We start from the raw sequence: 26,955 nt of genomic DNA, 5'->3' as shown, positions 1-26,955 counted from the left end.
GAGTATTCCTTAGTGCAAGCCAAACACGTTGAGCATGGTGGAGAGCTTCACGCCCGTTTCGCGCCATTCGCCCACCGGCGAGGAGGCGGGCACAATGCCCGCACCGGCAAACAGGCGAACGGTATTTTTATGCAGACGCGCGCAGCGGATGGTCACCACCCACTCGCCGTTGCCTTCGCTGTCGCACCAGCCGACGATGCCGCCAAACAGCTCGCGGTCAAACGGCTCCAGCTCGGCAATCAGATCCTTCGCCGCCTGATGCGGGAAACCGCTCAGCGCCGGGGTCGGGTGCAGCAGGCAGGCCAGCGTCAGGGCGTTTTCATTTTCACGCGCCTCGCCTTCTACCGGCGTTGCCAGATGCCACAGCGTCGGCGTGGTAATCAGTTGAGGAGAATCCGGCATGCTAAGACGGTGGCTTCGCGGTGCCAGAATGGCCTTCATCGCCTGAGTCACCAGGTCGTGCTCGTGACGGTCCTTTTCGGAGGCCAGTAGCTTATTGCCCGCTTCGCGATCCAATACGTCGTCCGGCTGACGACGCGCCGAGCCTGCCAGCGGCAGCGAGCTAAAGTGCGCGCTCTCTTTGCGCAGCAGCAGTTCAGGACTCGCACCGAGCAGCACCCCACCGTCTTCCAGCGGCACGTGGAAGTTAAAGCTCGCCGGGTTCTGGGCGATCAGGCGCTCCATCAGCGCACCGCTATCAATGTGTTTATCGGTCGCAATGTCGATCAGGCGCGACAGCACCACCTTGTTCACCTGCGGCGTGGCGGTGAGCGACGCGGCGCGCGCGACCCTCTCTTCGAACACGGGCTGCGGGGGGATCTCGGTACGTTTTTCGATATTCAGTGACTGCGCACGGGAGAAATAGCGTGAAGACTGCTGACGCGCCGGGCGGGAAAACGTCTGCCAGCGTTCGGGAATAAACAGCGAAGACGGCTTGCGGGTATCGAAAGGGATGGCCCCAACCATGACCGGATGGGCAATGCCGCTGGCTTTTGCATTCCGGAACGCCTGGGCTAATTTCTGCTGGAAGCGGCCTGCCGGATCGTCGCCGCCAACGGCGGATTCAGAGAAACGGGCAAAGCAGCCTGAGGTGGTAAAACTGCGGTAAGGCGACATAAAGAAAAAGCTGTCTGATTGCAGCGTGGTCGCGGTGTGCTGAACTTCCTCAGCCAGGGACGTGTCCATATCATCCTCCTCAAAATGATAAAAGAAGCAATAATGATTATCATTTATATTTTCGTCGGCTAACCTAATCCCACATCGCTTCGCTGTCAACCGTCGGGCAAATAACTTGTGCGACAAAAGCTTGCATCCCTTCGCGGCAGCCATGAAAATGAGAAGCATTATCTTCAACAAAAACAGGATGTCGCGCTGTGAAACTCTCTGCCCTATTCCGTAATACCCTGCTTGTACCTGGACTTTTTGTTTTAGGACTAGCCTCAGCCGCTGCCGCCGACTGGCCGCGTCAGGTGACCGACAGCCGTGGCGTTCACACGCTTGAGAGCAAACCGACGCGCATTGTCTCCACCAGCGTGACCTTAACCGGCTCCCTGCTGGCGATTGACGCGCCGGTCGTCGCCAGCGGCGCGACCACGCCGAACAACCGCGTGGCGGATGCGCAGGGTTTCCTGCGCCAGTGGGGGGATATGGCGAAACAGCGCAAGGTTGCGCGGCTGTACATCGGCGAGCCGAGCGCTGAAGCGGTTGCCGCCCAGATGCCGGATCTGATTTTGATCAGCGCCACCGGCGGGGATTCCGCGCTGGCGCTGTACGATCAGCTCTCCGCCATCGCCCCAACGCTTATCATTAACTACGACGATAAAAGCTGGCAGGAACTGCTGACCCAGTTGGGCACCATCACCGGGCAGGAAAAACAGGCCGCAGAGCGCATTGCCGCCTTTGATAAACAGCTCGCGCAGGTGAAACAGCAGATGAAGCTGCCACCGCAGCCGGTGAACGCCATCGTCTACACCGCCGCCGCGCACAGCGCCAACCTGTGGACCGCGGAATCCGCGCAGGGCAAGCTGCTGCACCAGCTGGGCTTTACGCTGGCGGAGCTGCCCGCCGGGCTGCAGACCTCCAAAAGCCAGGGCAAACGCCACGACATTATCCAGTTAGGTGGTGAAAACCTGGCGACGGGGCTGAACGGCGAAGGATTGTTTGTGTTTGCCGGCGACCAGAAAGACGTGGATGCGATTTACGCCAACCCGCTGCTGGCGCATTTGCCGTCGGTGAAAAACAAACGGGTTTGGGCATTGGGAACCGAGACGTTCCGCCTGGATTATTACAGCGCGATGTTGGTATTAAACAGATTGAATGCGTTGTTTAAGTAGGCATTTTCCCTCCCTCTCCCAGTGGGAGAGGGCCGGGGTGAGGGCATCAGGCCGCACCGTCGTTCAACACGCTCTCCTGCCTGAACCGCCGCAACTCCACCAACGCCACTAACAAAATCACGCCAACCATCGCTAACGCAAACCCGCTGCTGCTCGCCGAGGCCATCGGGGTCATCATCGCCCCCAGCCCGCCGAGGATCGCTGCGCCAATCGCATCACCCGTCACGTTCTGCGCCGTCCACAGGCCGTTAATGCGCCCGAGCATCCCTTCCGGCGTCTGGGTCTGGATCAGGGTGTACTGCAGCAGCGAACTGATAGCGCTCAGCCAGCCGAAAATCACCAGGCACAACACGCCCAGCGCCCACACCGGCATCAGGCTGAAGAAGCCAATGGCGATAAACGACGCCAGCGTGGCAAGCAGCATAATCAGCCCCGGACGCGCGCTCTGCGCCAGGTTGCCGCTGGTCAGCGCCCCGCACGCCGCGCCGAGCGGAATGGCGGCGTAGAGAATGCCAATTTCCGAGGCGCTCATCTGCCACTCTCCCGCTAATGCCGGGTAGAGCACGCGCACGGCACTCGCCATCGTCAGCAGGCCGCCGAGCAGCGCAATCCCACCAATCAGCGGGTTGCTGAACAGGAAACGAATCGCGGCCATCAGCGATTTCAGCGGATGCTCGCGCGGCTGCGGCGGAGGCGGCAGCAGCGGCAGGTGCAGCAGCGTCAGGGTGGTGATAAACGTCCCTGCCGCCGCCAGCCCGTAGTTCCACGCCACGTTACCGGTCGCCAGCAGCAGGCCGCCCACCATCGGCGAAATCACCGAGCCGAGGCGCACGGTGAGCATGGTAATCGCCCCCGCCTGCATCAGGTTCTCGCGCCCGACCAGCGCGGGCGTTGCCGCCAGCAGCGCCGTCACGCCCAGCGAGGCAAAAAAGCCGTCCCACAGCCCCAGGGCATAAATCGCGATCAGCGACGGCTCCGGCAGCATCGCGTTCAGACACAGCCCGATAAAGCCCACGCCGCATGTGCCGCGCGCCAGCAGGATCAGCTTCTTACGCTCGTAGCGGTCCGCCAGCACGCCGCCGACCATCAGGCCGATGAACATCGCCCCGCCGGTTAAGGTGACGGATAACCCCACCAGCCAGCTGGAGTGCGTCAGGGTCTGGATCTGGACCGGCACGGCCACGCCGAGCAGCCCGAGGGACAAAATGGAGATAAAGCGAGCGATAAAAACGGCGCGATACGCCGGGTGCGTTTTCAGCAGGCTGAGGTTGAGCAGCCAGGATTTTTGATTCATGACAAAGCCTTGAGTCTATTTCTACCCTTTCCATGGGCGCACATGCTAACATAGCCAAATAAGATAGATAACGATAATCACTATCATTATCAAATCATGGATGTTGCTATGTCGTTTTCCTCTTCTGCGGTGCGCGCCGTTGCCGTGCCCGTTTTACTGCTGCTCCTGAGCCTTGCGGTTGCACTCAGCCTGCTGGTCGGCGCGAAGCCGCTGCCCGCGTCCGTTATCGTTGATGCGCTCTCCGGCACCTGCCAGAGCGCAGACTGCATTATCGTGCTCGACGCCCGACTCCCCCGCACGCTTGCCGGAATGCTGGCGGGTGGCGCGCTCGGCCTTGCCGGTGCCCTGATGCAAACCCTTACCCGTAACCCGCTGGCGGACCCCGGCATTCTCGGCGTTAACTCCGGCGCCAGCTTTGCCATCGTGCTCGGCGCGGCGCTGTTCGGGTTGACGTCTCCTTCCGAGCAGCTGGCGATGGCCTTCTGCGGCGCGCTGGCTGCCTCGCTGGTCGTCGCCTTTACCGGCAGCCAGGGCGGCGGCCAGCTGAGTCCGGTCCGCCTGACGCTGGCGGGCGTGGCGCTCGCGGCGGTGCTGGAGGGCCTGTCCAACGGCATCGCCCTGCTCAACCCGGACGTCTACGACCAGCTGCGCTTCTGGCAGGCCGGTTCGCTGGATATCCGCACCCTTGAAACCCTAAAAGTGGTGGCGACCCCGGTCATCCTCGCCGCCGCCGTAGCGCTGTTTTTAAGCCGGGCGCTCAACAGCCTGAGCCTCGGCAGCGACACCGCGACTGCCCTCGGCAACCGCGTGGCGCGCACGCAGCTGATTGGTCTTCTCGCCATCACGGTTCTGTGCGGCAGCGCGACCGCGGTGGTCGGCCCGATCGCCTTTATTGGCCTGATGATGCCGCACATGGCGCGCTGGCTGGTGGGGGCGGATCACCGCTGGTCGCTGCCGGTGACCCTGCTGGCGACCCCTGCCCTGCTGCTGTTTGCCGACGTGCTGGGCCGCCTGCTGGTGCCCGGCGAGCTGCGCGTCTCGGTGGTCAGCGCCTTTATCGGCGCGCCGGTGCTGATTTTCCTGGTTCGTCGTAAACGCGGAGGTGGCGCATGATGGCCCCGTCCCGTCGTTTAGTCACCAGCGTCTCGCTGCTGCTTATCGCCATTCTGCTGCTGGCGGTCTGGAGCCTGCGCAGCGGCGCGATGACGCTCGATTTTGCGCAGGTGTTTAACGCCCTGCTCGGCAGCGCGCCGCGCAATATCACCATGGTAGTGACGGAGTGGCGACTGCCGCGCGTGGCGATGGCGATTCTGGTCGGCGCGGCGCTCGGCGTGAGCGGTGCGATATTCCAGTCGCTGATGCGCAACCCGCTTGGCAGCCCGGACGTGATGGGCCTCAACACCGGGGCCTGGAGCGGCGTGCTGATGGCGATGGTGCTGTTCGGTCAGCACCTGACGGCCATTACCTTTACGGCGATGGCGGGCGGCATTCTGACGTCCTTACTGATCTGGGCGCTGGCCTGGCGCAACGGCATCGACACCTTCCGCCTGATCATCATCGGGATCGGCATCCGCGCCATGCTGATGGCCTTTAACACCTGGCTGTTGCTGCAGGCCTCGCTGGAAACCGCGCTCTCCGCCGGGCTGTGGTACGCCGGTTCGCTCAACGGCCTGACGTGGGGCAAAATCTGGCCCGCTACGCCGCTGATTTTGCTGATGTTTATCGGTGCGCTGCTGCTGGTGCGACGCATGCGCCTGCTGGAGATGGGCGACGACAGCGCCTGCGCGCTGGGCGTGGGCGTCGAACGCTCGCGCCTGATGCTGATGCTGGTCGCCGTACTGCTGACCGCCGCCTCCACCGCGATTGCCGGGCCGATCTCGTTTATCGCCCTCGTGGCACCGCACATCGCCCGCCGTCTTAGCGGAACGGCGCGCTGGGGATTAACCCAGGCGGCGCTGTGCGGCGCGCTGCTGCTATTGGCCGCCGATCTCTGCGCCCAGCGGCTGTTTATGCCTTATCAACTGCCGGTGGGCGTGGTGACCGTCAGCCTCGGCGGGATTTACCTCATCGTCTTGCTCGTTCAGGAGTCACGCAAGAAATGACAGATTCAACCACCCGCTTGCGCGGCGAAAACCTCACCCTCGGCTACGGCAAAAAAATCATTGCCCGTGACTTATCCGTCGCCATTCCGGACGGGCACTTCACGGCAATTATCGGGCCGAACGGCTGCGGAAAATCGACCCTGCTGCGCACGCTGAGCCGCCTGATGACGCCGTCTGAGGGCAGCGTGTTCCTTGACGGAGAGCAGATCCAGCGCTTCGCCAGCAAAGAGGTAGCGCGGCGCATCGGGCTACTGGCGCAAAACGCCACCACGCCGGGGGACATCACGGTGCAGGAGCTGGTCTCGCGCGGACGCTATCCGCACCAGCCGCTGTTTACCCGCTGGCGTAAAGAGGACGACGTGGCGGTGAACCGCGCGATGCAGGCGACGGGCATCACCGATCTGGCCCAGCAGAGCGTGGACACACTCTCCGGCGGGCAGCGCCAGCGCGCGTGGATTGCGATGGTGCTGGCGCAGGAGACCTCCATCATGCTGCTGGACGAGCCGACAACCTGGCTCGACATCAGCCATCAGATCGACCTGCTGGAGCTGCTGAGCGAGCTGAACCGCACGCAGGGCTATACCCTGGCGGCGGTGCTGCACGACTTAAACCAGGCGTGCCGCTACGCCACGCATCTGATTGCCCTGCGAGACGGTGAGATTGTGGCGCAGGGCGCGCCAAAAGAGATTGCGACGCCGGAGCTGATCGAGCGGATCTACGGCATGCGCTGCATGATTATTGACGATCCGGTGGCGGGTACGCCGCTGGTGGTGCCGTTGGGCAAACGTGCGGTCTGATGTCCCCTCACCCTGACCCTCTCCCCAAAGGGGAGAGGGGACGATTACACCCTCTCCCCTTTGGGGAGAGGGCTGGGGTGAGGGGCTGTTAACGTTATCCCAATATCTCCCTCAACACCGGCCCAATCTTCTCAAACGCCTGCGGTGAAATGATATCCACGTGGGCACAGTCCTGGCTGTACACCTCAAGCTCCGCCACCCACGGCGCCCAGGCGACCTGCGGATCCATCGTTCGGGTGCGCTCGGCGACAAACAGCGTCGCTTTGCCGTCAAACCGCGCGCTGTGCGCCGTGGTGAGCAGCCGTACCGCATCGGCGTAGTTGCCTTCGATGGCGTTAAACAGCTCGCTGGAGCCCTGCCCCTGCTGAGCGGCGATAAACGCCTGACGCTCGCGCTCGATTTCCGCCAGCACCTCCGGGTCGAGGCCGTTGGCCTCTTTCTCCGCCCAGTTCTGGGTTTCCGGCGGCCAGGTATCCAGCAGGCCGAGGAAGGCCACCTCTTCACCCCGCTCGCGCAGACGGGCGGCAATGCCCTGCGCCAGCGTGCCACCGAGGGAATAGCCGAACAGATAATATGGCCCCTGCGGCTGCTGCTTACGCAGCGTAGCCAGGTGGTGCTCAATCACCCCATCCAGATCCGCACGCTGCTGCATCGGCCCGTCCGGGCGCGGCGACTGAATGCCGGTAATGGACCAGCGCGGGCTGAGGTAGCGTGCCAGCACGCTAAACTGCCAGGCAAAACCGGACGCCGGATGGAAGCAGAACAGCGTCGGGCCGTTGCCTTCACGCAGCGGGAGAAGGGTTTCATAGCCCAGACGCTGCGCCTGCTCGTCGCTCATCTGTGAATCCAGCAGCGCACTGAGCTTGCTCACCGTCGAGGCGACCATAATCTGCCCCGGCGTCACCCTGCGGTCGAACGTGCGGCTAAGCTGTGCCGCCAGGCGCATCGCCAGCAGCGAGTGTCCGCCGAGGGCAAAGAAGTCGGCCTCAATGTCGTTGACCTCGCAGCCCAGCAGGGCGGAAAACGCCTGCGAGACGGCGGCTTCGGTTTCCGTCTCCGGCGCTCGGCCGGAGGTTTTACTCGTCAGCTCCGGCAGCGGCAGCGCCTTGCGGTCGAGCTTGCCGTTCGCGCTGAGCGGCAGCGCGCTGATTTGCAGCAGCACCACCGGCACCATGTGCGGCGGCAGCTGCGCTTTGAGCGACTCCAGCAGCACGTCGCGATCCAGCGGTAAGCCGGATTCAGAGACCACGTATCCCACCAGCTGGCGGGCATCGCCGCCGGTGGCCGCTGCCTGGTTGAACACGCAGGCATGCGCCACGGCCTGGGCCACGTCCGGCAGCGACAGCATCGCCCGGTCGATTTCGCCCAGCTCGATGCGCTGGCCGCGAATTTTTAGCTGATCGTCGCTGCGGCCGAGATATTCCACCGCGCCGTTGTCCAGCCAGCGGGCAACGTCACCGGTGCGGTACATGCGCTCGCCGGGGGCAAACGGGTCGGCAATAAAGCGGCTGGCGGTGAGGTCGGGACGGCCCAGATACCCCTGGGCCAGCTGAATGCCGGTGAGATACAGATCCCCCGCCACGCCGAACGGCACCGGGCGCATCATCGCGTCCAGAATGCGCAGCCCCGTGTTCCACACCGGGAAGCCAATCGGCACGCTGTTGCCCTCTACCGCCGCCAGCTCGGGGCCAAACGCCGGATACCAGCTCACGTCCACCGCCGCTTCGGTTGGGCCATAGAGGTTGTGCAGCGGCGCACGGGTGAGCTGCTCCCACTCGCGGCATAGCTCGGTCGGCAGCGCTTCGCCGCTGCAGAACACCTGCTTTAGGGTTTTGCAGCACGCCACGTTTTCCGGCGTCAGCGAGGCGACAAACGCCGCCAGCATCGAGGGCACGAAGTGGGTGGTGGTCACGCCGTATTGCGCGAAGAAGCTCTGCATCGCCTGCGGATCGCGGTGCGCGTCCGGCTCGGCCAGCACCAGCTTCGCCCCGGCGATAAACGGCCACCAGAACTCCCACACCGACACGTCAAAGCTGCACGGCGTTTTCTGCGCCACCACGTCCGTCGCGTCCAGCGGGTAATGATCCTGCATCCACTTCAGGCGGTTAACGATGGCGGTATGGCCGACCATGACCCCTTTCGGGCGGCCCGTCGAGCCGGAGGTAAAAATGATGTACGCCGTCTGCTCCGGCGTCGCCAGCCGCAGCGGTTCCGCATCCGCAGCCGGTAACAGTGTGTTGTAACTAAACGAACTAATCGGCAGATCGCTAAAGCGCGAACGCTGTTCGTCGGTGGTAATGAGCAACGAAGGTTTGGCATCTTCCAGCATCATCCGCAGCCGGTCGTCCGGGTAGCCGGTGTCGAGTGGCAGCCACGCGGCACCGGCCTCGACGATGCCGTGCAGCGCCAGCGTCAGGAACACCGAGCGCGGCAGGGCCACCGCCACGCTGTCGCCCGGCTTCACGCCGCGCGCGCGCAGCAGGTTTGCCAGCGCGACCACCTGCTCGCGCATCTGGCGATAGTTCAGTTCAACGTTTGCATCCACCAGCGCGGGGGCGTCCGGCGTTTTGCTCGCCTGCTCAGCCACCAGATCCGCCAGCGTGGTGGACGGCAGCGCCAGCCCGGTATCGTTGATGCGCGCCAGCTGCTGGTATTCCTGCTCTGAAACGGTTTCCACTTCGCCGCAGCGCAGGTCCGGGTTGGCCGCAAACTGCATCAGCATCGCGTTCAGACGCGCGACGTGACGGGTGAGCGTCGCCTCATCGTAACGCTGTTTATTGGCGAGGATCTCAATGCTCAGGCCACCCTGCTCGTCCGGGAACAGCGCCAGCTCCAGATCGTTCACCGGGCCGGTTGCCAGCGTGTGGGTGATGGCCTCCACGCCGTCGATATCCAGCTGATAATCAAACACCTTGACGTTCAGCACCGGGCCAAACAGTGCTTCGTCGCCTGCGGCACGCCCGCCGTCGCGCACGATCTGCTCGGCGTCGTAGCGCTGGTGGCGGCGCATTTTTTTCAGCTGGTTCGCCAGGCGCAGCGCCAGCGCCGGCAGGCTCTCCTGCGGGTTGATATTCACCGCCAGCGGCAGGACGTTGAGCACCGGCCCGGTCGCAGTCAGCGCGGCGGAGCCCATGCGGCGCATAAAGATAAACCCGGCGGCGTAATCGAGCCGCCCGGTCAGGCGGCCCAGCCACAGCGCCACCAGCGCAAGGGCCAGATCGGTGCGCTGCGCCAGCCCTGCAGCCTGTGCAAGCTGGCTAAAGGCGCGACCGTCCATTGCAATTTTCAGGCGCAGAATGTCGGTAGTGGCGGCGCGTCCCGGCAGCGGCGCGGAAGAGAGCGAGACCGGAGAAGGAAGCTGCCTGCGCTGCTCTGCCCAGAAGGCGCCGTCGCGCTGATACGCCTCGCTTTGACGGTAGCGCTGGTACTCCTCCACCACTTCGGCAAACGGCGTAAACGGGGATGCGGGCGTCGGGCCACCCTTCTTCCACGCGGCGTAAATCGCGGCGATCTGCCGGGTAATGGCCGGGAAGCTGAAGCCATCCACCACCAGATGGTGATAGCGCTGATACCAGTACCAGTGGCTTTCACCCACCTGAATCAGCTGGTGAAACGCCAGCGGCTGGCCGCTCTCGACGCGCAGGTTTTGATTGAGATCGGCCTCCATCAGCGCCACGGCGGCGGCGTGAGAATCAACACGAACGACAGGTGGCTCCGGCAAAATGACGGTGTCATCCACCCACTGCCATACCTCGCCGTTATCTTCGGCAAAGCGCATGCGCAGGGTATCGGCCTGCATCATGCCTTCAGCGATGGCTTTTGCCAGCAACGGCGCGTCGATATCGCCTTTCAGCTCGGTGTAGTGCGCCACGCTCCAGGCGTTTGGCAGGGAGGAAAGCTGTTCCGCCATCCAGATACCCGGCTGGGCGGCGACGAGAGGAAGACGGTTCATGCGCTCCCCTCCGCAAAATGGGACGGGACAAGCGTTTGCCAGTGCCCGGCCAGCCACTGCTGACACGCCTCCTGGGACTGCGGCTCGCACACCACGCGCCACCCCGCCGGCAGTTCGCACTGCTGTGGCCACAGGCTGTACTGCCCCTGGTCGTTTTGCAAAATGGCGAACTGTCCCTGCGGATTATCGAAAGGATTGCTGAATTCCATACAGACTCCGTTAGTGAATGAGCGGCTGCAAGAGGGTCATCAGCCCCTGCGTCAGCCCACCGCGCCAGCAAAGCGCATCGTGCCCGCCGTCAACCTGACGCCAGAAAATCGGCTGCTGCGTGTTAAGTTCGGCGTAAATCGCCTGATTCGCGCGGAAGATAAGCGGCTCGTTGCGCCCGGCCTCCAGGACGATGCGCAGCCCGCGTGCGGTTTTTTCACCCGCCTTGAGTTGTTCGATGAGTAGCCCGTCGTGCTGCGCGCCGCGGTGCGGCCACCAGTAGGATCCGGACTGGCTGAGGATGCAGCCAAACCGCTGCGGCCAGTTGAGGCCAGCATAAAGCGAAGAGAGGCCGCCAAAGCTCTGGCCCGCCACCACGGTACGCTCGGCGCGGTCGCTAAATGGCGCGAGATTTTTTACTTGAGGGAGAAGTTCTTCCTGCACCGCCAGCCAGAAATCGGGGTTACAGGGTAGCTCGCGGCTGCGGTGTTCGGTATCAATCACGTCGATCAACACGTAGACCGCAGGTGGCAGTTTGCGCTCGGTGGTGAGCGACGCCAGCGCGGGCCAGACCGGCATACTTTCGGCCCAGAACTGCCCGTCGAGCAGCACCGCCAGCGGGCGCTCGGGGTCATCATCGCCGGTGGTAAAAATCCACACGCGGCGACGGTTGTTCAGACGCGCGCTGTTCCATTCAATGCAGACGGGCTTTTGGTATGGCGCATCGGGACGGTCCCAGCCCGGCTGCACTGGCGCGTCCGGCATCTCAAGCGCCGAGACGGCATGACCGCGCCCGCCGCGCCAGCTCTGCGGGTTCAGCGGGTCGGACACCGCGTGAGGCAGCAGCCTGCGCCAGCCTTCGCGCAGCGCCATGCGGTCCGGCTGCGCGCCTTCAAACACGGTATCGGCAAAATCGTTTTCATTCACTGAAGGGATAAAACAATAGCTGCCGCGCCATTCGGGGCTGAACTCGCCCTGCCACTGCCAGACGTCGGTATCCGGGATGCGCTCGAGGGACTGCGGGCGGGCATTTTGATGGTGATCGGTCACGCCGGTAACGTAGAGCCAGACGTGTTTAACTGCTGACGTTTTCTGCGTTCCTGTCGGGTCACGCCACCAGAAGGTGACGCGATAGCTCGCCCTCAGACGTTCCCATTCTGGCCCGTTTTTCGACTGCCACCAGGCTTCACTTCCCGTTGTTAACGCCGTCACCCTTATAACCTCATGTTTAACAGACTTTTTTGTTTCAGGACAAATTTTATTGATAATATTATTGATAACTATTTGCATTTGCAATAGCGTAATGCCCGCGCTGTGGGAAGCGCGTTCATTAAATAACCATAAAAGCGGGACGTACAATGAATAAGAAGATTCACTCTCTGGCCTTGCTGGTCAATTTAGGGATTTATGGTGTCGCGCTGCCCGCTATGGCAGACGACAACACCGCCTCCGCGCAGCACGAAGACACGATGGTGATCACCGCCGCCGAGCAGAATTTACAGGCGCCGGGCGTGTCCACCATCACCGCCGATGAAATCCGCAAAAACCCGCCCGCGCGGGACGTGGCGGAAATCATCCGTACCATGCCGGGCGTTAACCTGACCGGAAACTCCACCAGCGGCCAGCGCGGGAACAACCGTCAGATTGATATCCGCGGCATGGGGCCGGAAAACACGCTGATCCTGATCGACGGCAAGCCGGTGACCAGCCGTAACTCCATCCGTCTGGGCTGGCGCGGTGAGCGCGACACCCGTGGCGATACCGGCTGGGTGCCGCCAGAGATGATCGAACGTATTGAAGTGATCCGCGGCCCGGCCGCCGCGCGCTACGGCAACGGCGCGGCAGGCGGCGTGGTGAACATCATCACCAAAAAATTCGACGACCAGTGGCACGGCTCCTGGAATACCTACCTGAACGCGCCTGAACATAAAGATGAAGGTTCCACCAAGCGCACCAACTTCAGCCTGAGCGGCCCGCTGGGCGGCGACTTCAGCTTCCGCATGTTCGGTAACCTCGATAAGACCCAGGCCGACGCGTGGGACATTAACCAGGGCCACCAGTCTGACCGTACCGGTGCCTACGCCAACACCCTGCCCGCAGGCCGTGAGGGCGTGGAAAACAAAGACATCAACGGCGTGGTGCGCTGGGACTTCGCGCCGATGCAGTCACTGGAGTTTGAGGCGGGCTATAGCCGCCAGAACAACCTCTACGCGGGCGACACGCAGAACACCAACAACGACAACGCGCTGGTGAAGAAAAACTACGGCAAAGAGACTAACCGTATTTATCGCCAGAACTTCGCGGTGACCTGGAACGGCGGCTGGGATAACGGTATCACCACCAGCAACTGGGCGCAGTACGAACACACCCGCAACTCCCGCCTGGGCGAAGGGCTGGCGGGCGGGACGGAAGGCTTGTTCAACAGCAACAAATTCACCGACACCGATCTGGCCGACGTGATGCTGCACAGCGAAATCAACCTGCCGATTGATTTCATCGTCAACCAGAACCTGACGCTGGGCACCGAGTGGAACCAGCAGCGCATGAAGGACTCCACCTCGTTCTCGCAAACCCTGCAGGGCGGCACCATCCCGGGCATGAGCGACGACCGCAGCCCGTACACGTCAGCGGAGATCTTCTCCCTGTTCGCCGAAAACAACATGGAGCTGACCGACAGCACCATGCTGACCCCGGCCCTGCGCTTCGACCATCACACCATCGTCGGCAACAACTGGAGCCCGTCGCTTAACCTGTCGCAAGGTCTTGGCGATGACTTCACGCTGAAGATGGGGATCGCGCGCGCCTACAAAGCGCCGAGCCTCTACCAGACCAACCCGAACTACCTGCTCTATAGCAAGGGCCAGGGCTGCTACGCCAGCTCCGACGGCGTGGGTTGCTACATGATGGGTAACGACGACCTGAAAGCGGAAACCAGCATCAACAAAGAGATTGGCCTCGAGTGGAAACGCGACGGCTGGCTGGCTGGCGTGACCTGGTTCCGCAACGACTACCGCGACAAGATCGAAGCGGGCTACGCGCCGATTGGCCAGACGTCCACCGGTAAAGTCACCACCGATATTTACCAGTGGGAAAACGTGCCGAAGGCGGTGGTTGAAGGTCTGGAAGGCTCCCTGAACGTGCCGGTCAGCGACACGATTAACTGGACCAACAACATCACCTACATGCTGCAGAGCAAGAACAAGGAGACCGGCGACCGTCTGTCGATCATTCCGGAGTACACGCTGAACTCAACCCTGAGCTGGCAGGTGCATCAGGACGTGTCGCTCCAGTCGACCTTTACCTGGTACGGCAAGCAGCAGCCGAAGAAGTACAACTACAAAGGTCAGCCGGTGACCGGGTCTGAGAAAGACGAAGTCAGCCCGTACAGCATCGTGGGCCTGAGTGCGACCTGGGACATGACCAAAAACGTCAGCCTGACCGGCGGCGTGGACAACGTCTTTGACAAGCGCCAGTGGCGCGCGGGTAATGCCCAGACGACCGGAAATGCCACCACCGGTGCGTATATGTACGGTGCGGGTGCCTACACGTATAATGAACCGGGTCGAACCTGGTACATGAGCGTGAATACGCGTTTTTAAGGCACTGAAGTCAATCCTTCCCTCTCCCCTCCGGGGAGAGGGTCAGGGTGAGGGGAAAACCATGCACACCACCCACAGCACATTTTCTCTCGCCAACCTCACCGTCCACCGCATTACCTTCGACCCCGCCACCTTCACCGACGCCGATCTCCTCTGGCTACCCCACCACGCTGAGCTGTCAAACGCCGGGCGCAAGCGCAAAGCCGAGCATCTTGCCGGACGTATCGCCGCCGCGCATGCGCTTAACGCGCGTGTGATACCCGGCATCGGTCCCAGTGGCGAACCGCTCTGGCCGGACGGTATTTCCGGCAGCATCACCCACAGCGGCACGCAGGCCATGGCGGTTGTGGCCCGCGAGCAACAGGCGCTTATCGGCATCGATTGCGAGGCGATCCTGCCCGAATACGAAGCCAGAGAGATCAAAGACGGCATAATAGATATTCAGGAAGAACACGTACTTTCCCGCTCGGGATATCCGTTCGCCCTTGCCCTGACGCTGGTGTTTAGCGCCAAAGAGAGCCTGTTCAAAGCTCTCTTTCCACAGGTGCAGGCATATATGGGTTTTGACAACGCTCGCGTCACCCTGCTCGACGATAAGACGCTTACGCTGGCGTTGACTCGTCAACTGGCAGGTTTTAACGAAAGCGCCACCTTCACCCTTCACTGGCAGCAGCAGGATGAACAGGCGCTCACCCTGCTGTCACGTTCTCCTGACGACGGGCCTTCACGCTGGTGACCCCGAACGTCACGATAAACACCATCGCGAACAGCACTACGATGGTCGGCGCAGGCGCGCTGTCGAGATAAAACGACGCATACACGCCGCTGACCGACACGAGGGCGGAAACGGCGACCGCGACCAGCAGCGCCATGTGGAAGCGTCGGGTGATCAGCACCGCCACCGCGCCGGGCGCAATCAGCAGCGAAATCGACAGAATTATCCCCACCGCCTTCAGCGTCGCCACGATGGTTAGCGAGACCATGCACAGTAAGCCGTAGTGCAGCCAGCGGGTGCGCAGCCCGCTCGCCTGCGCCTGCTGGTAATCAAAGCAGAACAGCAGAAAATCGCGCCACTTCAGGCCAATCACCAGCGCGATCAGCCCCGCCACGATCCCGCTTTGCAGAATGTCCATCCCGTTAATGCCCAGCATATCGCCGAACAGAATGTGGTCGAGATGCACCTCGGGTTTGACGGCGATATAGAGGATCAGGCCCGCACCGAACATGCCGGAAAACACGATCCCCATGACCGTATCCTGCTTGATTCGGCTGTTATCCTTCAGGTAGCCGGTGGCGACCGCGCAGAATAGCCCGGCCACAAACGCGCCCAACGCCAGCGGCAGGCCCATCATCCACGCCAGCACGACGCCGGGAAACACCGCGTGGCTCATGGCGTCGCCCATCAGCGCCCAGCCTTTCAGCACCAGAAAAACCGACAGCAGCGCGCAGGGCACGGCCACCAGAAGTGAAATCAGCAGGGCGTTGTTCATAAACGCAAACTGGAAGGGTTCGAGGAGCAGCGCCATCACGGGTGTGCCTCCTGCGCGAGACGCGCGCGACGGCGGCTGGCGAGCAGCCCGTGCTTCGGCGCAAAGACGAACGCCAGCAGGAACAGCAGCGTCTGGGCGACCACGATAATGCCGCCGGTCGCGCCGTCCAGATAGTAGCTGGCCCACGCGCCGAGGAAGCTGGTGATGCTGCCAATGGCGACCGCAATCATCAGCAGGCGCGGGAAGCGGTCGGTGAGCAGCCACGCGGTTGCGCCGGGCGTGACCACCAGACAGATCACCAAAAATGCGCCGACGGTTTGCAGCGCCGCCACGGTGGAGACCGCCAGCAGCGTGAAGAACAGAATTTTCAGGCGTTCAGGACGCAGGCCGATGGCGCGGGCGTGGTTCTCATCAAAAAAGGTCACCATCAGGTCTTTCCACTTAAACAGCAGGATAACCATCGATACCACGCCGATAATCGCCAGCTGGACGATGTCTTCCGGGGCGATGGCGAGAATATTGCCGAGCACGATGGTCTGAATATTCACCGAGGTCGGGTTGAGCGAGACCATAAACAGCCCCAGCCCGAAAAAGGAGGAGAAGATCAGCCCGATGATGGCGTCCTCTTTCAGGCGGCTGCGCTGGTTGAGAAACAGCATGCTGCCCGCCGCCAGCCCGCCGGATAAAAACGCCCCCAGCGAGAACGGCAGCCCGAGCATGTAAGCGCCCGCCACGCCGGGCACGATGGAGTGCGACAGCGCATCGCCAATCAGCGACCAGCCTTTAAGCATCAGATAGCAGGAGAGAAACGCGCACAGCCCGCCCACCATCGCCGAGACCCACATCGCGTTGAGCATGTACTCGTAGCCGAAGGGTTCGAGAAGCGCGTTCATTTGGCCTCCTGACGGTGCGTGACGAAGGGCCGTTCGTCGTCGGTAATGATGCGATCTTCCGAGCCGCTAAGCACCACGTGGCGCAGCACGCCGCTGAAGGCGCGCTCAAGATTTTCGGCGGTAAAGGTGGTATCCGTCGGGCCGCTCGCCAGCACGGTGCCTTTGACCATCACCGTGTAATCGCAAAACTCCGTGACCGAGCCTAAATTATGTGTCGAGACCAACATCGTTTTGCCCTCGTCGCGCAATTCGCGCAGCAGGGTGATGATTCTGGCTTCGGTTTTGACGTCCACGCCGGTAAACGGCTCGTCGAGCAGGATCACCTCGCCCTGCTGGGCAATCGCCCGCGCCAGAAATACGCGCTTCTTCTGCCCGCCGGACAGCTCGCCAATCTGCCGATGGCGCAGCTCGAGCATGTCCACGCGCTTCAGGGCGTCGGTCACGATCTGCCTGTCGCGATCTTTGGGCCGACGCAGAAACCCCATGTGCCCGTAGCGGCCCATCATCACCACATCTTCGACCAGCACCGGAAACGACCAGTCAACCTCTTCCGACTGCGGCACGTAGGCGACCAGGTTCTGACGCAGCGCCCGGTGAGGCGGCAGCCCCAGAATGGTGATGGTGCCGCTCGCCGCCCGCACAAAGCCCATCACCGCCTTAAACAGCGTGGATTTACCGGAACCGTTCACGCCGACCAGGGCGGCAATCGATCCGCCCGGCACGCTGAACGACGCGTCGTGCAGCGCCGTGTGGCCGTTGCGGTAGGTCACGGTCACATCTGAGACAACAATCCCCTTGTGCATGGTTACTCCTTCATGCCGTCACGGATGCCCTGCACCAGCGTGCGGGTGGTGACGTTCAGCAGATCGATATAGGTCGGCACCGGGCCGTTTTCCGCGCTCAGGGAGTCGACGTACAGCACGCCGCCGTAGTGGGTGTCGGTTTCCCGCGCCACCTGACGCGCGGGCTTATCAGAGACAGTACTTTCGCTAAACACCGCCGGGATGTGATGTTTTTTCACCAGGTCGATCACCTTGCGCACCTGCTGGGGCGTGCCCTGCTGATCGGCGTTGATCGGCCACAGGTAAAGCTCTTTCATTCCCAGATCCCGCGCCAGATAGGAGAAGGCGCCTTCGCTGGTCACCATCCAGCGCTTGTCTTCCGGGATCTCCGCAACCTGCTTACGCAGCGGTTCCAGAGTGGCGGTGATCTTCTGCTTGTAGGCTTCGGCGTTGCGCTGGTACGTCTGCGCGTTGGCCGGATCGTACTTCACCAGCGCGTCGCGGATGTTATCAACGTAAATCAGGGCGTTGTCCGGCGACATCCACGCGTGCGGGTTGGGCTTACCGTTATACGGCCCCTCGCCGATCCCCATTGGCGTAATGCCCTGGGTGACAATCACTTCCGGCACGCCGTTCAGGTGCTGATAAAAGCGCTGGAACCAGAGTTCCAGATTCATGCCGTTCGCCAGGATCAGCTGCGCCTTCTGCGCGCGTTTGATATCGCCCGGGGTGGGCTGATACTCGTGGATTTCAGCGCCCGGCCTGGTAATGGACGTCACGTCTGCGGCGTCACCCGCCACGTTTTTCGCCATATCAGCGATAACGGTAAAGGTGGTGATAACCTGAAACTTTTCAGCCGCCAGCGCGCCGGTCGTGGTCGCAGTCATGAGCAGCGCGCCGAGCAACAGACGCTTCAATCCTTGCCGTGGGTGCATCGCAGAAGTCTCCTGAGGTGATTAAATTCAAAGCAAAATTAGCCCGTGCTATAAGGTATAGCACAGGCTATATTTAAATGAAAATGGTTATCATTAAAGTTGTGTCAATGAAGGGCGTGCCTGATGGCGCTTCGCTTATCAGGCCTACGGAAAACTGGTTTGGTAGGCCGGGTAAGGCATCGCCGCCACCCGGCTTGAGGGAGGCGGCGATGCCTTTATAGGTTATTCAGCTCAAACATCCGGGAACATCACGCTGTTCCCCGGCGCTTCCCTGTGCAGATGGATAAAGTTCAGGTGCCGCTCATACTGGTCCAGAATGTCCGTAATCACCTGCTCCTTGCTGTAGTCCATCAGATCATTCCCCTGGCTCCCTTCCAGCAGGAAGGTCTCAAGCCGATAGTAGGTCGACTTCCCGCTGCGCGCCCGGTAGGTAAACCCGGGAACCGAATACTGCTGCGGCCAGATCTGATAGACAAAGTTCTGCTCGTCGCCCATGTGCACCAGCAGATCCAGGTGCCCCAGGTTCTCGCCCTCGTCCGGCGGCAGGTTTTTCAGCTCCACGTAGGCACCACGCAGCTTCAGCTCCTGCGCCACCTCTTGCATTGCCGGGTAACACACCGTCTCCATCATCTGTCGGGTATAGCGCGTGCCGGGGTAGTTCATCAGGCGCGAGAGGCGTTTCTTCCAGCTCAGGCGATCCTGCGCCCCCAGTGGTCGCGGCGCGGTGTCGCGGTTGGCGCTTTCGCGGCGGTAGTCTTCCACCTTGAGCGATTTGTACAGCCCGGCCATTACGAAGAAGATGACGAAGCTGAACGGCAGTCCCATGATCACCGTGGTGTTCTGCAACGCCGAGATGCCGTTGGTCATCAGCATGCCGAGCGTCAGCAGGCCGATGGCGACGGACCAGAAGATGCGCAGCCAGTTCGGCGCGTCGCTGTTGATGTCCTTCAGCTTCGAGGTGAAATTGCCCAACACCAGCGCGCCGGAATCCGCCGAGGTGACGTAAAACAGCAGGCCGGTGATGGTCGCCACGGAGGCGCTAAAGGTGAACGCCGGGTATTGCGCCAGCAGGCTGTAGAAGCCGCGCTCCGGGTGCGCCATCGCTTCCTGCGCGAAGGTTGCGTTGCCGTGGATGATCTCGTGCAGCGCGCTGTTGCCGAAAATCGACAGCCACAGCAGGGTGAAGGTGAACGGGATAATCAGCGTGCCCATCACAAACTGGCGGATGGTGCGGCCACGTGAAATACGCGCCAGGAACAGGCCGACAAACGGCGACCACGCCACCCACCACGCCCAGAAGAACAGCGTCCAGTTGTTCATCCACTCCACCGGACGGTCGAAGGCGAAGCTGTTCAGCGTCATGCCCATAAAGCGGTTGACGTAGTCTCCCACGTTCAGCACTAAGGCATTGAGCAGGAACGAGGTATCGCCCATAAAGAGCACGAACAGGATCAGGCCCAGCGCCAGCGCCACGTTCAGCTCGGACAGCACGCGGATGCCTTTATCCACGCCCGACGTCACCGAGATGGTGGCGATAATGACGGAGAGCGCAATCAGCGCCGCCTTGGCCGCCATCGAATCCGGGATATCAAACAGCACGCTCAGCCCGTAGTTGAGCTGCACCACGCCGATACCCAGCGTTGTCGCGATACCGAAGATGGTGCCGATCACCGCCGCGATATCTACCGTGTGACCAATCGGGCCGTTAATTTTTTTACCGAAGATCGGATACAGCGCGGAGCGGATGGTGAGGGGCAAATTATAACGATAGCTAAAGTATCCGAGCGCCATGCCCATCAGGGCGTACATCGACCAGCCCGTCAGGCCGTAGTGGAACAGCGTCCAGACCATCGCCTGGCGCGCGGCCTCCATCGTCTGCCCTGCCCCTTCCGGCGGCTGCATATACTGCGTGACCGGTTCCGCCACAGAGAAGAACATCAGGTCGATGCCGATGCCCGCGGCAAACAGCATCGCGGCCCAGCTCAGCAGGCTAAACTCGGGCTTCGACTGCTCCGGCCCGAGCTTCACCGACCCAAAGCGCGAGCAGGCGATGCAGACCACGAAGACGATATAAAGCGTTGCCGCCAGCAGATAGTACCAGCCGAAGGTCTTCGACACCCAGTTCAGGGTGTGCCCAATCCACTCGGCGGAAAAATCACGAAAGAAGATTGTCGTCAGGGAAAACAACAAAATCAGCCCGGCGGAAGTATAAAAAACGACCGGGTTGATTTTGTCTTTTTCTCTGTCCTGTGAAAGGTCTGTCATCCAGTATCCTCACTGTCTTTGTAACTATTAAAATCCAAATCCGCAACAATTAAGACACATTTTATATTGAACGTCCAATCAAAAACCGCTTTAATGTATTACCAACGCTGATGAATGGAGTGGCATAAATGCCCAAAGTGGGGATGCAGCCGATCCGGCGCAGGCAGCTTATCGACGCCACGCTGGAAGCAATAAATGAAGTAGGAATGCACGACGCGACGATCGCGCAGATCGCCCGACGGGCGGGCGTTTCCACGGGGATCATCAGTCACTACTTCAAAGACAAAAACGGTCTGCTGGAAGCGACCATGCGCGACATCACCGGCCAGCTGCGCGACGCAGTATTAAGCCGTCTGCACGCCCTGCCGGACGGCAGCGCGGAGCATCGCCTGCAGGCGATTGTCGGCGGCAATTTTGATGAAACCCAGACCAGCGGCGCGGCGATGAAGGCCTGGCTGGCCTTCTGGGCGAGCAGCATGCACCAGCCGATGCTCTACCGCCTGCAGCAGGTGAGCAGCCGCCGTTTACTCTCAAATCTGGTCTACGAGTTCCGCCGCGTGCTGCCGCGCGAGCAGGCCCAGGAGGCGGGCTACGGGCTGGCGGCGCTGATCGACGGGCTGTGGCTGCGCGCCGCGCTGAGCGGCAAGCCGCTGGATAAGACCCTGGCGCAGTCGCTCACCAGCCACTTTATCAGCCAGCATTTACCGACCGAATAACCGAGGAGAATTTATGTCCCGAATGGCAGAACAGCAGCTTTATATCAATGGTGGTTATACATCCGCCACCAGCGGTCGCACCTTCGAGACCATCAACCCGGCCAACGGTGAAGTTCTGGCGAGCGTACAGGCCGCCGGGCGTGAAGACGTCGATCGCGCCGTGGAAAGCGCAACACGCGGGCAAAAAATCTGGGCGGCGATGACCGCCATGGAGCGCTCGCGCATCCTGCGTCGCGCCGTCGATATCCTGCGCGAGCGCAACGACGAGCTGGCGAAGCTGGAAACCCTCGACACCGGTAAAGCGTATTCCGAAACCTCAACCGTCGACATCGTTACCGGCGCGGACGTGCTGGAGTACTACGCGGGGCTGATCCCGGCGCTGGAAGGCAGCCAGATCCCGCTGCGTGAGACCTCATTCGTCTACACACGCCGCGAGCCGCTGGGCGTGGTGGCGGGCATCGGCGCGTGGAACTACCCGATCCAGATCGCCCTGTGGAAATCCGCCCCGGCGCTGGCGGCCGGCAACGCGATGATCTTCAAGCCAAGCGAGGTCACCCCGCTCACCGCCCTGAAGCTTGCGGAGATCTACACCGAAGCGGGCGTGCCGGACGGCGTGTTTAACGTCCTGCCGGGCGTGGGCGCGGAGACCGGCCAGTACCTGACCGAGCATCCGGGCATCGCGAAAGTCTCCTTCACCGGCGGCGTCGCCAGCGGCAAAAAGGTGATGGCCAACTCGGCGGCCTCGTCCCTGAAAGAGGTGACGATGGAGCTGGGCGGCAAATCTCCGCTGATTATTTTCGACGACGCGGATCTCGATCTCGCGGCAGACATTGCCATGATGGCGAACTTCTTCAGCTCCGGCCAGGTGTGCACCAACGGCACTCGCGTGTTCGTGCCCGCGAAGTTTAAAGCCGCGTTTGAGCAGAAAATCGTTGAGCGCGTGGGCCGCATCCGCGCGGGCGATCTGTTCGATCAAAACACCAACTTTGGCCCGATGGTCAGCTTCCCGCACCGCGACAGCGTGCTGCGCTACATCGCGAAAGGCAAAGAGGAAGGCGCGCGCGTACTGTGCGGCGGCGACGCGCTGAAGGGTGACGGCTTTGATAACGGCGCGTGGGTCGCCCCGACCGTGTTCACCGACTGCACCGACGAGATGACCATCGTGCGTGAAGAGATCTTCGGCCCGGTGATGTCCATCCTTACCTACGAAAGCGATGAAGAAGCCATTCGCCGCGCCAATGACACCGACTACGGCCTGGCGGCAGGCATCGTCACGACCGACCTGAACCGCGCGCACGGCGCCATTCATCAGCTCGAAGCGGGCATCTGCTGGATCAACACCTGGGGTGAATCCGCTGCGGAGATGCCGGTCGGCGGCTACAAACACTCCGGCATTGGCCGCGAGAACGGCGTGATGACGCTGCAGAGCTACACCCAGGTGAAGTCCATCCAGGTTGAGATGGGTAAATTCCAGTCCATATTTTAACCGGGAGGTTTATTTGCAATTTGACTACATCATTATCGGGGCCGGCTCTGCCGGCAACGTACTGGCTACACGACTGACTGAAGATCCGAATACCACCGTCCTGCTGCTTGAGGCGGGCGGGCCGGATTACCGCTTTGACTTCCGCACCCAGATGCCCGCCGCGCTGGCGTTCCCTTTGCAGGGCAAGCGCTACAACTGGGCGTATGAAACCGAGCCAGAGCCATACATGAATAACCGCCGCATGGAGTGCGGGCGCGGCAAAGGGCTGGGCGGCTCGTCGCTGATCAACGGCATGTGCTACGTGCGCGGTAACGCGATGGATCTGGACAACTGGGCTAAAGAAACGGGCCTGGAGCACTGGAGCTACCTCAACTGCCTGCCCTACTACCGCAAGGCCGAGACGCGCGACGTGGGGCCGAACGACTACCACGGCGGCGACGGCCCGGTGAGCGTCACCACCTCAAAGCCGGGCGTGAACCCGCTGTTTGAGGCGATGGTGGAAGCGGGCGTGCAGGCGGGCTACCCGCGCACCGAGGATCTCAACGGCTATCAGCAGGAAGGCTTCGGGCCGATGGACCGCACGGTCACGCCGCAGGGCCGACGCGCCAGTACCGCGCGCGGCTATCTGGACCAGGCGAAGCAGCGTCCGAACCTGACCATCCGCACCCACGCCACGACCGATCGCATTATTTTTGACGGCAAGCGCGCGGTGGGCGTCGAGTGGCTGGAAGGCGAGAGCACTATCCCGTCCAACGCGACGGCGAATAAAGAGGTGCTGCTGTGTGCGGGCGCGATTGCTTCCCCGCAGATCCTCCAGCGCTCCGGCGTGGGCAGCGCGGAACTGCTGAAGCAGTTCGATATTCCGCTGGTGCACGATCTGCCCGGCGTGGGCGAAAACCTTCAGGATCACCTGGAGATGTACCTTCAGTACGAGTGCAAAGAGCCGGTCTCCCTCTACCCTGCCCTGCAGTGGTGGAACCAGCCGAAGATTGGCGCCGAGTGGCTGTTTGGCGGCACCGGCGTGGGCGCGAGCAACCACTTCGAAGCGGGCGGGTTTATCCGCAGCCGCGAGGAGTTCGAATGGCCAAACATTCAGTACCACTTCCTGCCGGTGGCGATTAACTACAACGGCTCGAACGCGGTGAAAGAGCACGGCTTCCAGTGCCACGTCGGCTCCATGCGCTCGCCGAGCCGCGGCCACGTGCGCATCAAGTCCCGCGATCCGCACCAGCATCCGGCGATCCTGTTCAACTATATGTCCCACGAGCAGGACTGGCAGGAGTTCCGCGACGCGATCCGCATCACCCGCGAGATCATGCACCAGCCCGCGCTGGACAAGTACCGCGGGCGCGAAATCAGCCCGGGCGTCGAGTGCCAGACCGATGAGCAGCTGGACGAATTCGTGCGTAACCACGCCGAAACCGCGTTCCACCCGTGCGGGACCTGCAAGATGGGTTACGACGAGATGTCGGTGGTTGACGGCGAAGGCCGCGTTCACGGGCTGGAAGGGCTGCGCGTGGTAGATGCGTCGATCATGCCGCAGATTATTACCGGCAACCTGAACGCTACCACCATTATGATCGGTGAGAAAATTGCCGATGCCATTCGCGGTCGCGAGCCGCTGGCGAAGAGCACGGCGGCGTATTATAGGGCGAACGGTGCACCGGTCAGACGCTGAGTGCGTTTATCCCCTCACCCTAACCCTCTCCCCTTTGGGGAGAGGGGACGATTACACCCTCTCCCCAAAGGGGAGAGGGCCGGGGTGAGGTGTAAGTCTTTTACTTCCGAAATTCCTCTAACCGCTTAATCTGCCGCCCTTCCCCGTCAAAATTCTCCGCCGCCAGCCAGGCACGCAGTTCGGCGTCTCTTTGCGGCCACTCGCCGTCGATAATAGAAAGCATATCGCTATCGCGATTGCGCCCTTTGCGTACCAGCTTCTGACGCAGGCGTCCTTCCCAGACAAACCCCAGCCGCTCCGCCGCGCTGCGTGAGGCGACATTCATCGAATCGCACTTCCACTCCAGCCGACGGTATTTATGCTCGAAGGCGTTTTTCAGCAGCAGCCACACCGCTTCGGTGCCAATGCGGGAGCCTTTCATCCTGCGCGACCAGGTGACGTGGCCGATTTCCACCGAGCCGAGAAACCGCTCGATCGCCATATAGCTCACCAGTCCTACCGCTTTTTCGGTGGCTAAATCGATAACGGCAAAGGGCACAAGATCATCATCCAGCACCTTTCCCAGCACCCAGTGCGCGGTCGCTTCCACGCTTTCCGGCTGGGTGCTGGCAAGCCACGTCCAGTCGCTGTCGTCGCCCAGCGCATAGGCCTCGAACAGATCCGCCGAGTGACGCTCGGCATCCAGCGGTTCCAGACGGCAATACTGGCCGGTAAGCACCGTGCGGGTTAATACCTGCGCGCATTTCCAGTCGGGAACGATATCGTTAACGGTTTGACCATGTTGATTGATTTCGGGCACGGCGATGACTCCCTGAAAGGTAAGGAGTTTGTTATAGCAGGTTAAAAAGCGGACGAAAAGAGAGAACGTGTAGGCCGGGTAAGGCGTAGCCGCCACCCGGCAAAAAAATCACTTCAGCAGCTTCACCGTGGCATCAATGTCGATCTCATCTTCGGTGAAGATCAGCGTCGTATTCTGGAAGGTGGTGATCGCCAGCTTCTTCACCGTGCGCATTTCGCCCGGCTTTTTCTCGGATTTCGGCTTGATGCTGTTCATCAGCAGCCCCACCGACAGTACCGCGTTCTCTTTGTCGATTTTGGTATCAGCCGGCTCTTCTTCGTTAAACACCACGAAGGATTTGATGGAGGAGAGCTTCACGCGCTCGCCCGCAATAAAGAGATGTTTGCTTTCGGGGATCACCTTCACCGCATAGGCGGAAAGGCCTTTGTTATTGGTGGTTGGCTCAAAGGTCACCGCGGCATCTTTCTTAATCAGATCGGGGTTCGCGACCTTAATCACATGAAAATAGCGGTTGTCGCCGTTTTCATCTTTGATAAATCCAAAGCCTTTATCTTTAAACCACGTTGTGATTGTACCGTTCATCGCTGTTACCGCCTGTCAGATCGTAATGACTAAAGTTTTGCAGCGCGCAGTGTAATGCACAATGACGGAGGAGACAAAAAAAAGCCCCTGCACGGGTGCAGGGGAAAACTCATGTCAGAGCTTTTACCCTAAATAATTCGAGTTGCATGAAGGCGGCGACGCAGCGAATCCCCAGGAGCGTACATTAGTACGTGACTGGGGTGAGCGAGGAAAGCCAACGCACAGGCAACTTGAAGTATGACGGGTATATTAGAATTTAGTTGAACACCATTCCACCATCGATTAAGAGCGACTGGCCGGTCATGTAGTCGGAATCCGGGCCTGCCAGGTATGAGACGCAGGCGGCCACATCTTCCGGCTCGGACAGACGGCCAAGCGTAATGCGTTTGGCAAAGGTTTCGGTCCCGTAGCCGAGCGGTTTACCCGCCGCCTCGGAGACCTGACGGTCGATTTCCGCCCACATCGACGTTTTGACGATGCCCGGACAGTAGGCGTTAACGGTGATCCCCAGCGGCGCGAGATCCCGTGCCGCGGTCTGGGTTAAGCCGCGCACCGCGAACTTGCTGGAGCTGTAGACCGCCAGTTCCGGGTTGCCGGTGTGGCCCGCCTGGGAGCAGGCGTTGATGATCTTGCCGCCGTGCCCCTCTTTGCGGAAGGCGTCAATCGCGGCCTGGATCCCCCAGATCACCCCTTTCACATTGATGTTGTAGACCTTGTCGACAATGTCCGGCGTGATGGATTCGATGGGGGTAGACGGCGCAATCCCGGCGTTATTCACGATAACGTTAAAGCCGCCCAGCGCGGTGCGCGCTTTCTCCACCGCCGCAAATACCTGCTCGCGGTCAGAGACGTCCACCTTCACGGCAACGGCGTTGCCGCCGTTACGGATGATTTCATCGGCGACGGCTCTTGCCGTCTCAACGTTATAGTCGGCGATGGCGACGGCAAAGCCGTCTTTCACCAGGCGAAGCGCGATCGCTTTACCAATCCCCTGGCCTGAGCCTGTTACGAGAGCAACTTTTTGCATTTCTCTGTCCTTATCGTG

General features: G+C 61.4%; 22 protein-coding genes. 9 read left to right on the top strand and 13 right to left on the bottom strand.

What is annotated here, in order from left to right:
• Positions 1-9: 9 nt before the first annotated feature.
• Positions 10-1,185, bottom strand: a complete 1,176-nt coding sequence (gene entC / locus K5E19_RS07255) for an isochorismate synthase EntC (RefSeq protein WP_221550604.1) — start codon at positions 1,183-1,185, stop codon at positions 10-12.
• Positions 1,186-1,373: 188 nt separating this feature from the next.
• On the opposite strand from entC, the gene fepB reads away from it, so the two are divergent.
• Complete coding sequence (gene fepB, locus K5E19_RS07250; RefSeq protein ID WP_221550602.1) at positions 1,374-2,333, top strand: Fe2+-enterobactin ABC transporter substrate-binding protein; 960 nt, start codon at positions 1,374-1,376, stop codon at positions 2,331-2,333.
• Positions 2,334-2,379: 46 nt separating this feature from the next.
• Here the strand turns inward: fepB and entS are convergent, their stop codons facing one another.
• On the bottom strand, positions 2,380-3,627 hold the full coding sequence (gene entS / locus K5E19_RS07245; RefSeq protein WP_221550600.1) for an enterobactin transporter EntS: 1,248 nt from the start codon (positions 3,625-3,627) through the stop codon (positions 2,380-2,382).
• 108 nt (positions 3,628-3,735) lie between these two features.
• On the opposite strand from entS, the gene fepD reads away from it, so the two are divergent.
• The 3 genes from fepD to fepC are packed head-to-tail and all read left to right on the top strand — an operon-like array spanning position 3,736 to position 6,526.
• Positions 3,736-4,740, top strand: coding sequence for a Fe(3+)-siderophore ABC transporter permease (fepD, locus tag K5E19_RS07240; protein ID WP_221550597.1), 1,005 nt, complete (start codon positions 3,736-3,738; stop codon positions 4,738-4,740).
• Complete coding sequence (fepG, locus tag K5E19_RS07235; protein ID WP_221550850.1) at positions 4,740-5,729, top strand: iron-enterobactin ABC transporter permease; 990 nt, start codon at positions 4,740-4,742, stop codon at positions 5,727-5,729. Before fepD ends, fepG begins: the two co-directional genes overlap by 1 nt.
• A complete protein-coding gene (fepC, locus tag K5E19_RS07230) occupies positions 5,726-6,526 on the top strand; it encodes an iron-enterobactin ABC transporter ATP-binding protein (RefSeq protein ID WP_221550596.1) in 801 nt (266 codons plus the stop codon). Before fepG ends, fepC begins: the two co-directional genes overlap by 4 nt.
• Positions 6,527-6,620: 94 nt before the next feature.
• Here fepC and entF read toward each other — a convergent pair whose 3' ends face one another.
• The 3 genes from entF to fes are packed head-to-tail and all read right to left on the bottom strand — an operon-like array spanning position 6,621 to position 11,897.
• Positions 6,621-10,478, bottom strand: a complete 3,858-nt coding sequence (gene entF, locus K5E19_RS07225) for an enterobactin non-ribosomal peptide synthetase EntF (RefSeq protein WP_221550595.1) — start codon at positions 10,476-10,478, stop codon at positions 6,621-6,623.
• Positions 10,475-10,687 carry an MbtH family protein gene (locus K5E19_RS07220; protein WP_221550594.1) on the bottom strand — a complete coding sequence of 71 codons (213 nt, stop codon included), beginning with the start codon at positions 10,685-10,687 and terminating at the stop codon, positions 10,475-10,477. The genes entF and K5E19_RS07220 overlap by 4 nt, the downstream gene beginning before the upstream one ends.
• Positions 10,688-10,697: 10 nt before the next feature.
• Positions 10,698-11,897, bottom strand: a complete 1,200-nt coding sequence (gene fes, locus K5E19_RS07215) for an enterochelin esterase (protein ID WP_221550593.1) — start codon at positions 11,895-11,897, stop codon at positions 10,698-10,700.
• 146 nt (positions 11,898-12,043) lie between these two features.
• Between fes and K5E19_RS07210 the strand changes: the two genes are divergently transcribed.
• Both K5E19_RS07210 and entD read left to right on the top strand, forming a co-directional pair.
• Positions 12,044-14,284 (top strand): TonB-dependent siderophore receptor, encoded by a 2,241-nt coding sequence (locus K5E19_RS07210; RefSeq protein WP_221550592.1) that lies wholly within the window; start codon positions 12,044-12,046, stop codon positions 14,282-14,284.
• 61 nt (positions 14,285-14,345) lie between these two features.
• Positions 14,346-15,020, top strand: coding sequence for an enterobactin synthase subunit EntD (gene entD, locus K5E19_RS07205; RefSeq protein WP_221550591.1), 675 nt, complete (start codon positions 14,346-14,348; stop codon positions 15,018-15,020).
• Here entD and sitD read toward each other — a convergent pair.
• From sitD to betT, 5 genes are all read right to left on the bottom strand, one after another.
• Positions 14,974-15,813, bottom strand: coding sequence for an iron/manganese ABC transporter permease subunit SitD (sitD, locus tag K5E19_RS07200; RefSeq protein ID WP_221550590.1), 840 nt, complete (start codon positions 15,811-15,813; stop codon positions 14,974-14,976). The two genes, entD and sitD, sit on opposite strands and share 47 nt — an antisense overlap.
• Positions 15,810-16,667, bottom strand: coding sequence for an iron/manganese ABC transporter permease subunit SitC (gene sitC, locus K5E19_RS07195; RefSeq protein ID WP_042713805.1), 858 nt, complete (start codon positions 16,665-16,667; stop codon positions 15,810-15,812). The genes sitD and sitC overlap by 4 nt, the downstream gene beginning before the upstream one ends.
• Positions 16,664-17,470 (bottom strand): iron/manganese ABC transporter ATP-binding protein SitB, encoded by an 807-nt coding sequence (gene sitB, locus K5E19_RS07190; protein ID WP_221550588.1) that lies wholly within the window; start codon positions 17,468-17,470, stop codon positions 16,664-16,666. The genes sitC and sitB overlap by 4 nt, the downstream gene beginning before the upstream one ends.
• A gap of 2 nt (positions 17,471-17,472) precedes the next feature.
• Positions 17,473-18,384: a metal ABC transporter substrate-binding protein gene (locus K5E19_RS07185; protein ID WP_221550586.1), complete on the bottom strand. Its 912-nt coding sequence runs from the start codon at positions 18,382-18,384 to the stop codon at positions 17,473-17,475.
• A 231-nt stretch (positions 18,385-18,615) separates the two neighbouring features.
• Positions 18,616-20,649: a choline BCCT transporter BetT gene (gene betT / locus K5E19_RS07180; RefSeq protein WP_221550584.1), complete on the bottom strand. Its 2,034-nt coding sequence runs from the start codon at positions 20,647-20,649 to the stop codon at positions 18,616-18,618.
• A 128-nt stretch (positions 20,650-20,777) separates the two neighbouring features.
• On the opposite strand from betT, the gene betI reads away from it, so the two are divergent.
• Genes betI through betA form a run of 3 tightly spaced genes read left to right on the top strand, consistent with a single transcriptional unit; the run spans position 20,778 to position 24,529 of the window.
• Positions 20,778-21,365, top strand: coding sequence for a transcriptional regulator BetI (gene betI / locus K5E19_RS07175; protein ID WP_221550582.1), 588 nt, complete (start codon positions 20,778-20,780; stop codon positions 21,363-21,365).
• A 13-nt stretch (positions 21,366-21,378) separates the two neighbouring features.
• On the top strand, positions 21,379-22,851 hold the full coding sequence (gene betB, locus K5E19_RS07170; RefSeq protein WP_221550581.1) for a betaine-aldehyde dehydrogenase: 1,473 nt from the start codon (positions 21,379-21,381) through the stop codon (positions 22,849-22,851).
• Positions 22,852-22,864: 13 nt separating this feature from the next.
• Positions 22,865-24,529 carry a choline dehydrogenase gene (gene betA, locus K5E19_RS07165; protein WP_221550580.1) on the top strand — a complete coding sequence of 555 codons (1,665 nt, stop codon included), beginning with the start codon at positions 22,865-22,867 and terminating at the stop codon, positions 24,527-24,529.
• A gap of 100 nt (positions 24,530-24,629) precedes the next feature.
• On the opposite strand, the gene K5E19_RS07160 is transcribed toward betA, so the two are convergent.
• The 3 genes from K5E19_RS07160 to K5E19_RS07150 all read right to left on the bottom strand — a co-directional run bounded on the left by K5E19_RS07160 (position 24,630) and on the right by K5E19_RS07150 (position 26,937).
• The gene (locus K5E19_RS07160) at positions 24,630-25,328 is read right to left on the bottom strand and encodes a GNAT family N-acetyltransferase (protein ID WP_221550579.1); all 699 of its coding nucleotides are present in this window, start codon (positions 25,326-25,328) and stop codon (positions 24,630-24,632) included.
• Positions 25,329-25,436: 108 nt separating this feature from the next.
• Entirely contained in the window at positions 25,437-25,910 is a 474-nt protein-coding gene (locus K5E19_RS07155) for a cold-shock protein (RefSeq protein WP_023310683.1), read from the bottom strand.
• A gap of 256 nt (positions 25,911-26,166) precedes the next feature.
• Positions 26,167-26,937: a (S)-acetoin forming diacetyl reductase gene (locus tag K5E19_RS07150; RefSeq protein ID WP_221550578.1), complete on the bottom strand. Its 771-nt coding sequence runs from the start codon at positions 26,935-26,937 to the stop codon at positions 26,167-26,169.
• Positions 26,938-26,955 lie beyond the last annotated feature (18 nt).

It is taken from the genome of Enterobacter sp. RIT637 (assembly GCF_019718755.1).
Taxonomy (GTDB): Bacteria; Pseudomonadota; Gammaproteobacteria; order Enterobacterales; family Enterobacteriaceae; genus Enterobacter.
Note: the sequence above shows the minus strand (reverse complement) of the source record. Positions and strands in the feature narration are given on the sequence as shown.

Coding starts and splice junctions, on each gene's coding strand:
- betB (WP_221550581.1), top strand. CDS start 21,379: ATGTCCCGAATGGCAGAACAGCAGCTTTATATCAATGGTGGTTATACA.
- betT (WP_221550584.1), bottom strand. CDS start 20,649: ATGACAGACCTTTCACAGGACAGAGAAAAAGACAAAATCAACCCGGTC.
- betI (WP_221550582.1), top strand. CDS start 20,778: ATGCCCAAAGTGGGGATGCAGCCGATCCGGCGCAGGCAGCTTATCGAC.
- K5E19_RS07220 (WP_221550594.1), bottom strand. CDS start 10,687: ATGGAATTCAGCAATCCTTTCGATAATCCGCAGGGACAGTTCGCCATT.
- sitB (WP_221550588.1), bottom strand. CDS start 17,470: ATGCACAAGGGGATTGTTGTCTCAGATGTGACCGTGACCTACCGCAAC.
- fepC (WP_221550596.1), top strand. CDS start 5,726: ATGACAGATTCAACCACCCGCTTGCGCGGCGAAAACCTCACCCTCGGC.
- entF (WP_221550595.1), bottom strand. CDS start 10,478: ATGAACCGTCTTCCTCTCGTCGCCGCCCAGCCGGGTATCTGGATGGCG.
- sitC (WP_042713805.1), bottom strand. CDS start 16,667: ATGAACGCGCTTCTCGAACCCTTCGGCTACGAGTACATGCTCAACGCG.
- entD (WP_221550591.1), top strand. CDS start 14,346: ATGCACACCACCCACAGCACATTTTCTCTCGCCAACCTCACCGTCCAC.
- fepD (WP_221550597.1), top strand. CDS start 3,736: ATGTCGTTTTCCTCTTCTGCGGTGCGCGCCGTTGCCGTGCCCGTTTTA.
- K5E19_RS07155 (WP_023310683.1), bottom strand. CDS start 25,910: ATGAACGGTACAATCACAACGTGGTTTAAAGATAAAGGCTTTGGATTT.
- entS (WP_221550600.1), bottom strand. CDS start 3,627: ATGAATCAAAAATCCTGGCTGCTCAACCTCAGCCTGCTGAAAACGCAC.
- K5E19_RS07150 (WP_221550578.1), bottom strand. CDS start 26,937: ATGCAAAAAGTTGCTCTCGTAACAGGCTCAGGCCAGGGGATTGGTAAA.
- entC (WP_221550604.1), bottom strand. CDS start 1,185: ATGGACACGTCCCTGGCTGAGGAAGTTCAGCACACCGCGACCACGCTG.
- K5E19_RS07185 (WP_221550586.1), bottom strand. CDS start 18,384: ATGCACCCACGGCAAGGATTGAAGCGTCTGTTGCTCGGCGCGCTGCTC.
- fepG (WP_221550850.1), top strand. CDS start 4,740: ATGGCCCCGTCCCGTCGTTTAGTCACCAGCGTCTCGCTGCTGCTTATC.
- K5E19_RS07210 (WP_221550592.1), top strand. CDS start 12,044: ATGAATAAGAAGATTCACTCTCTGGCCTTGCTGGTCAATTTAGGGATT.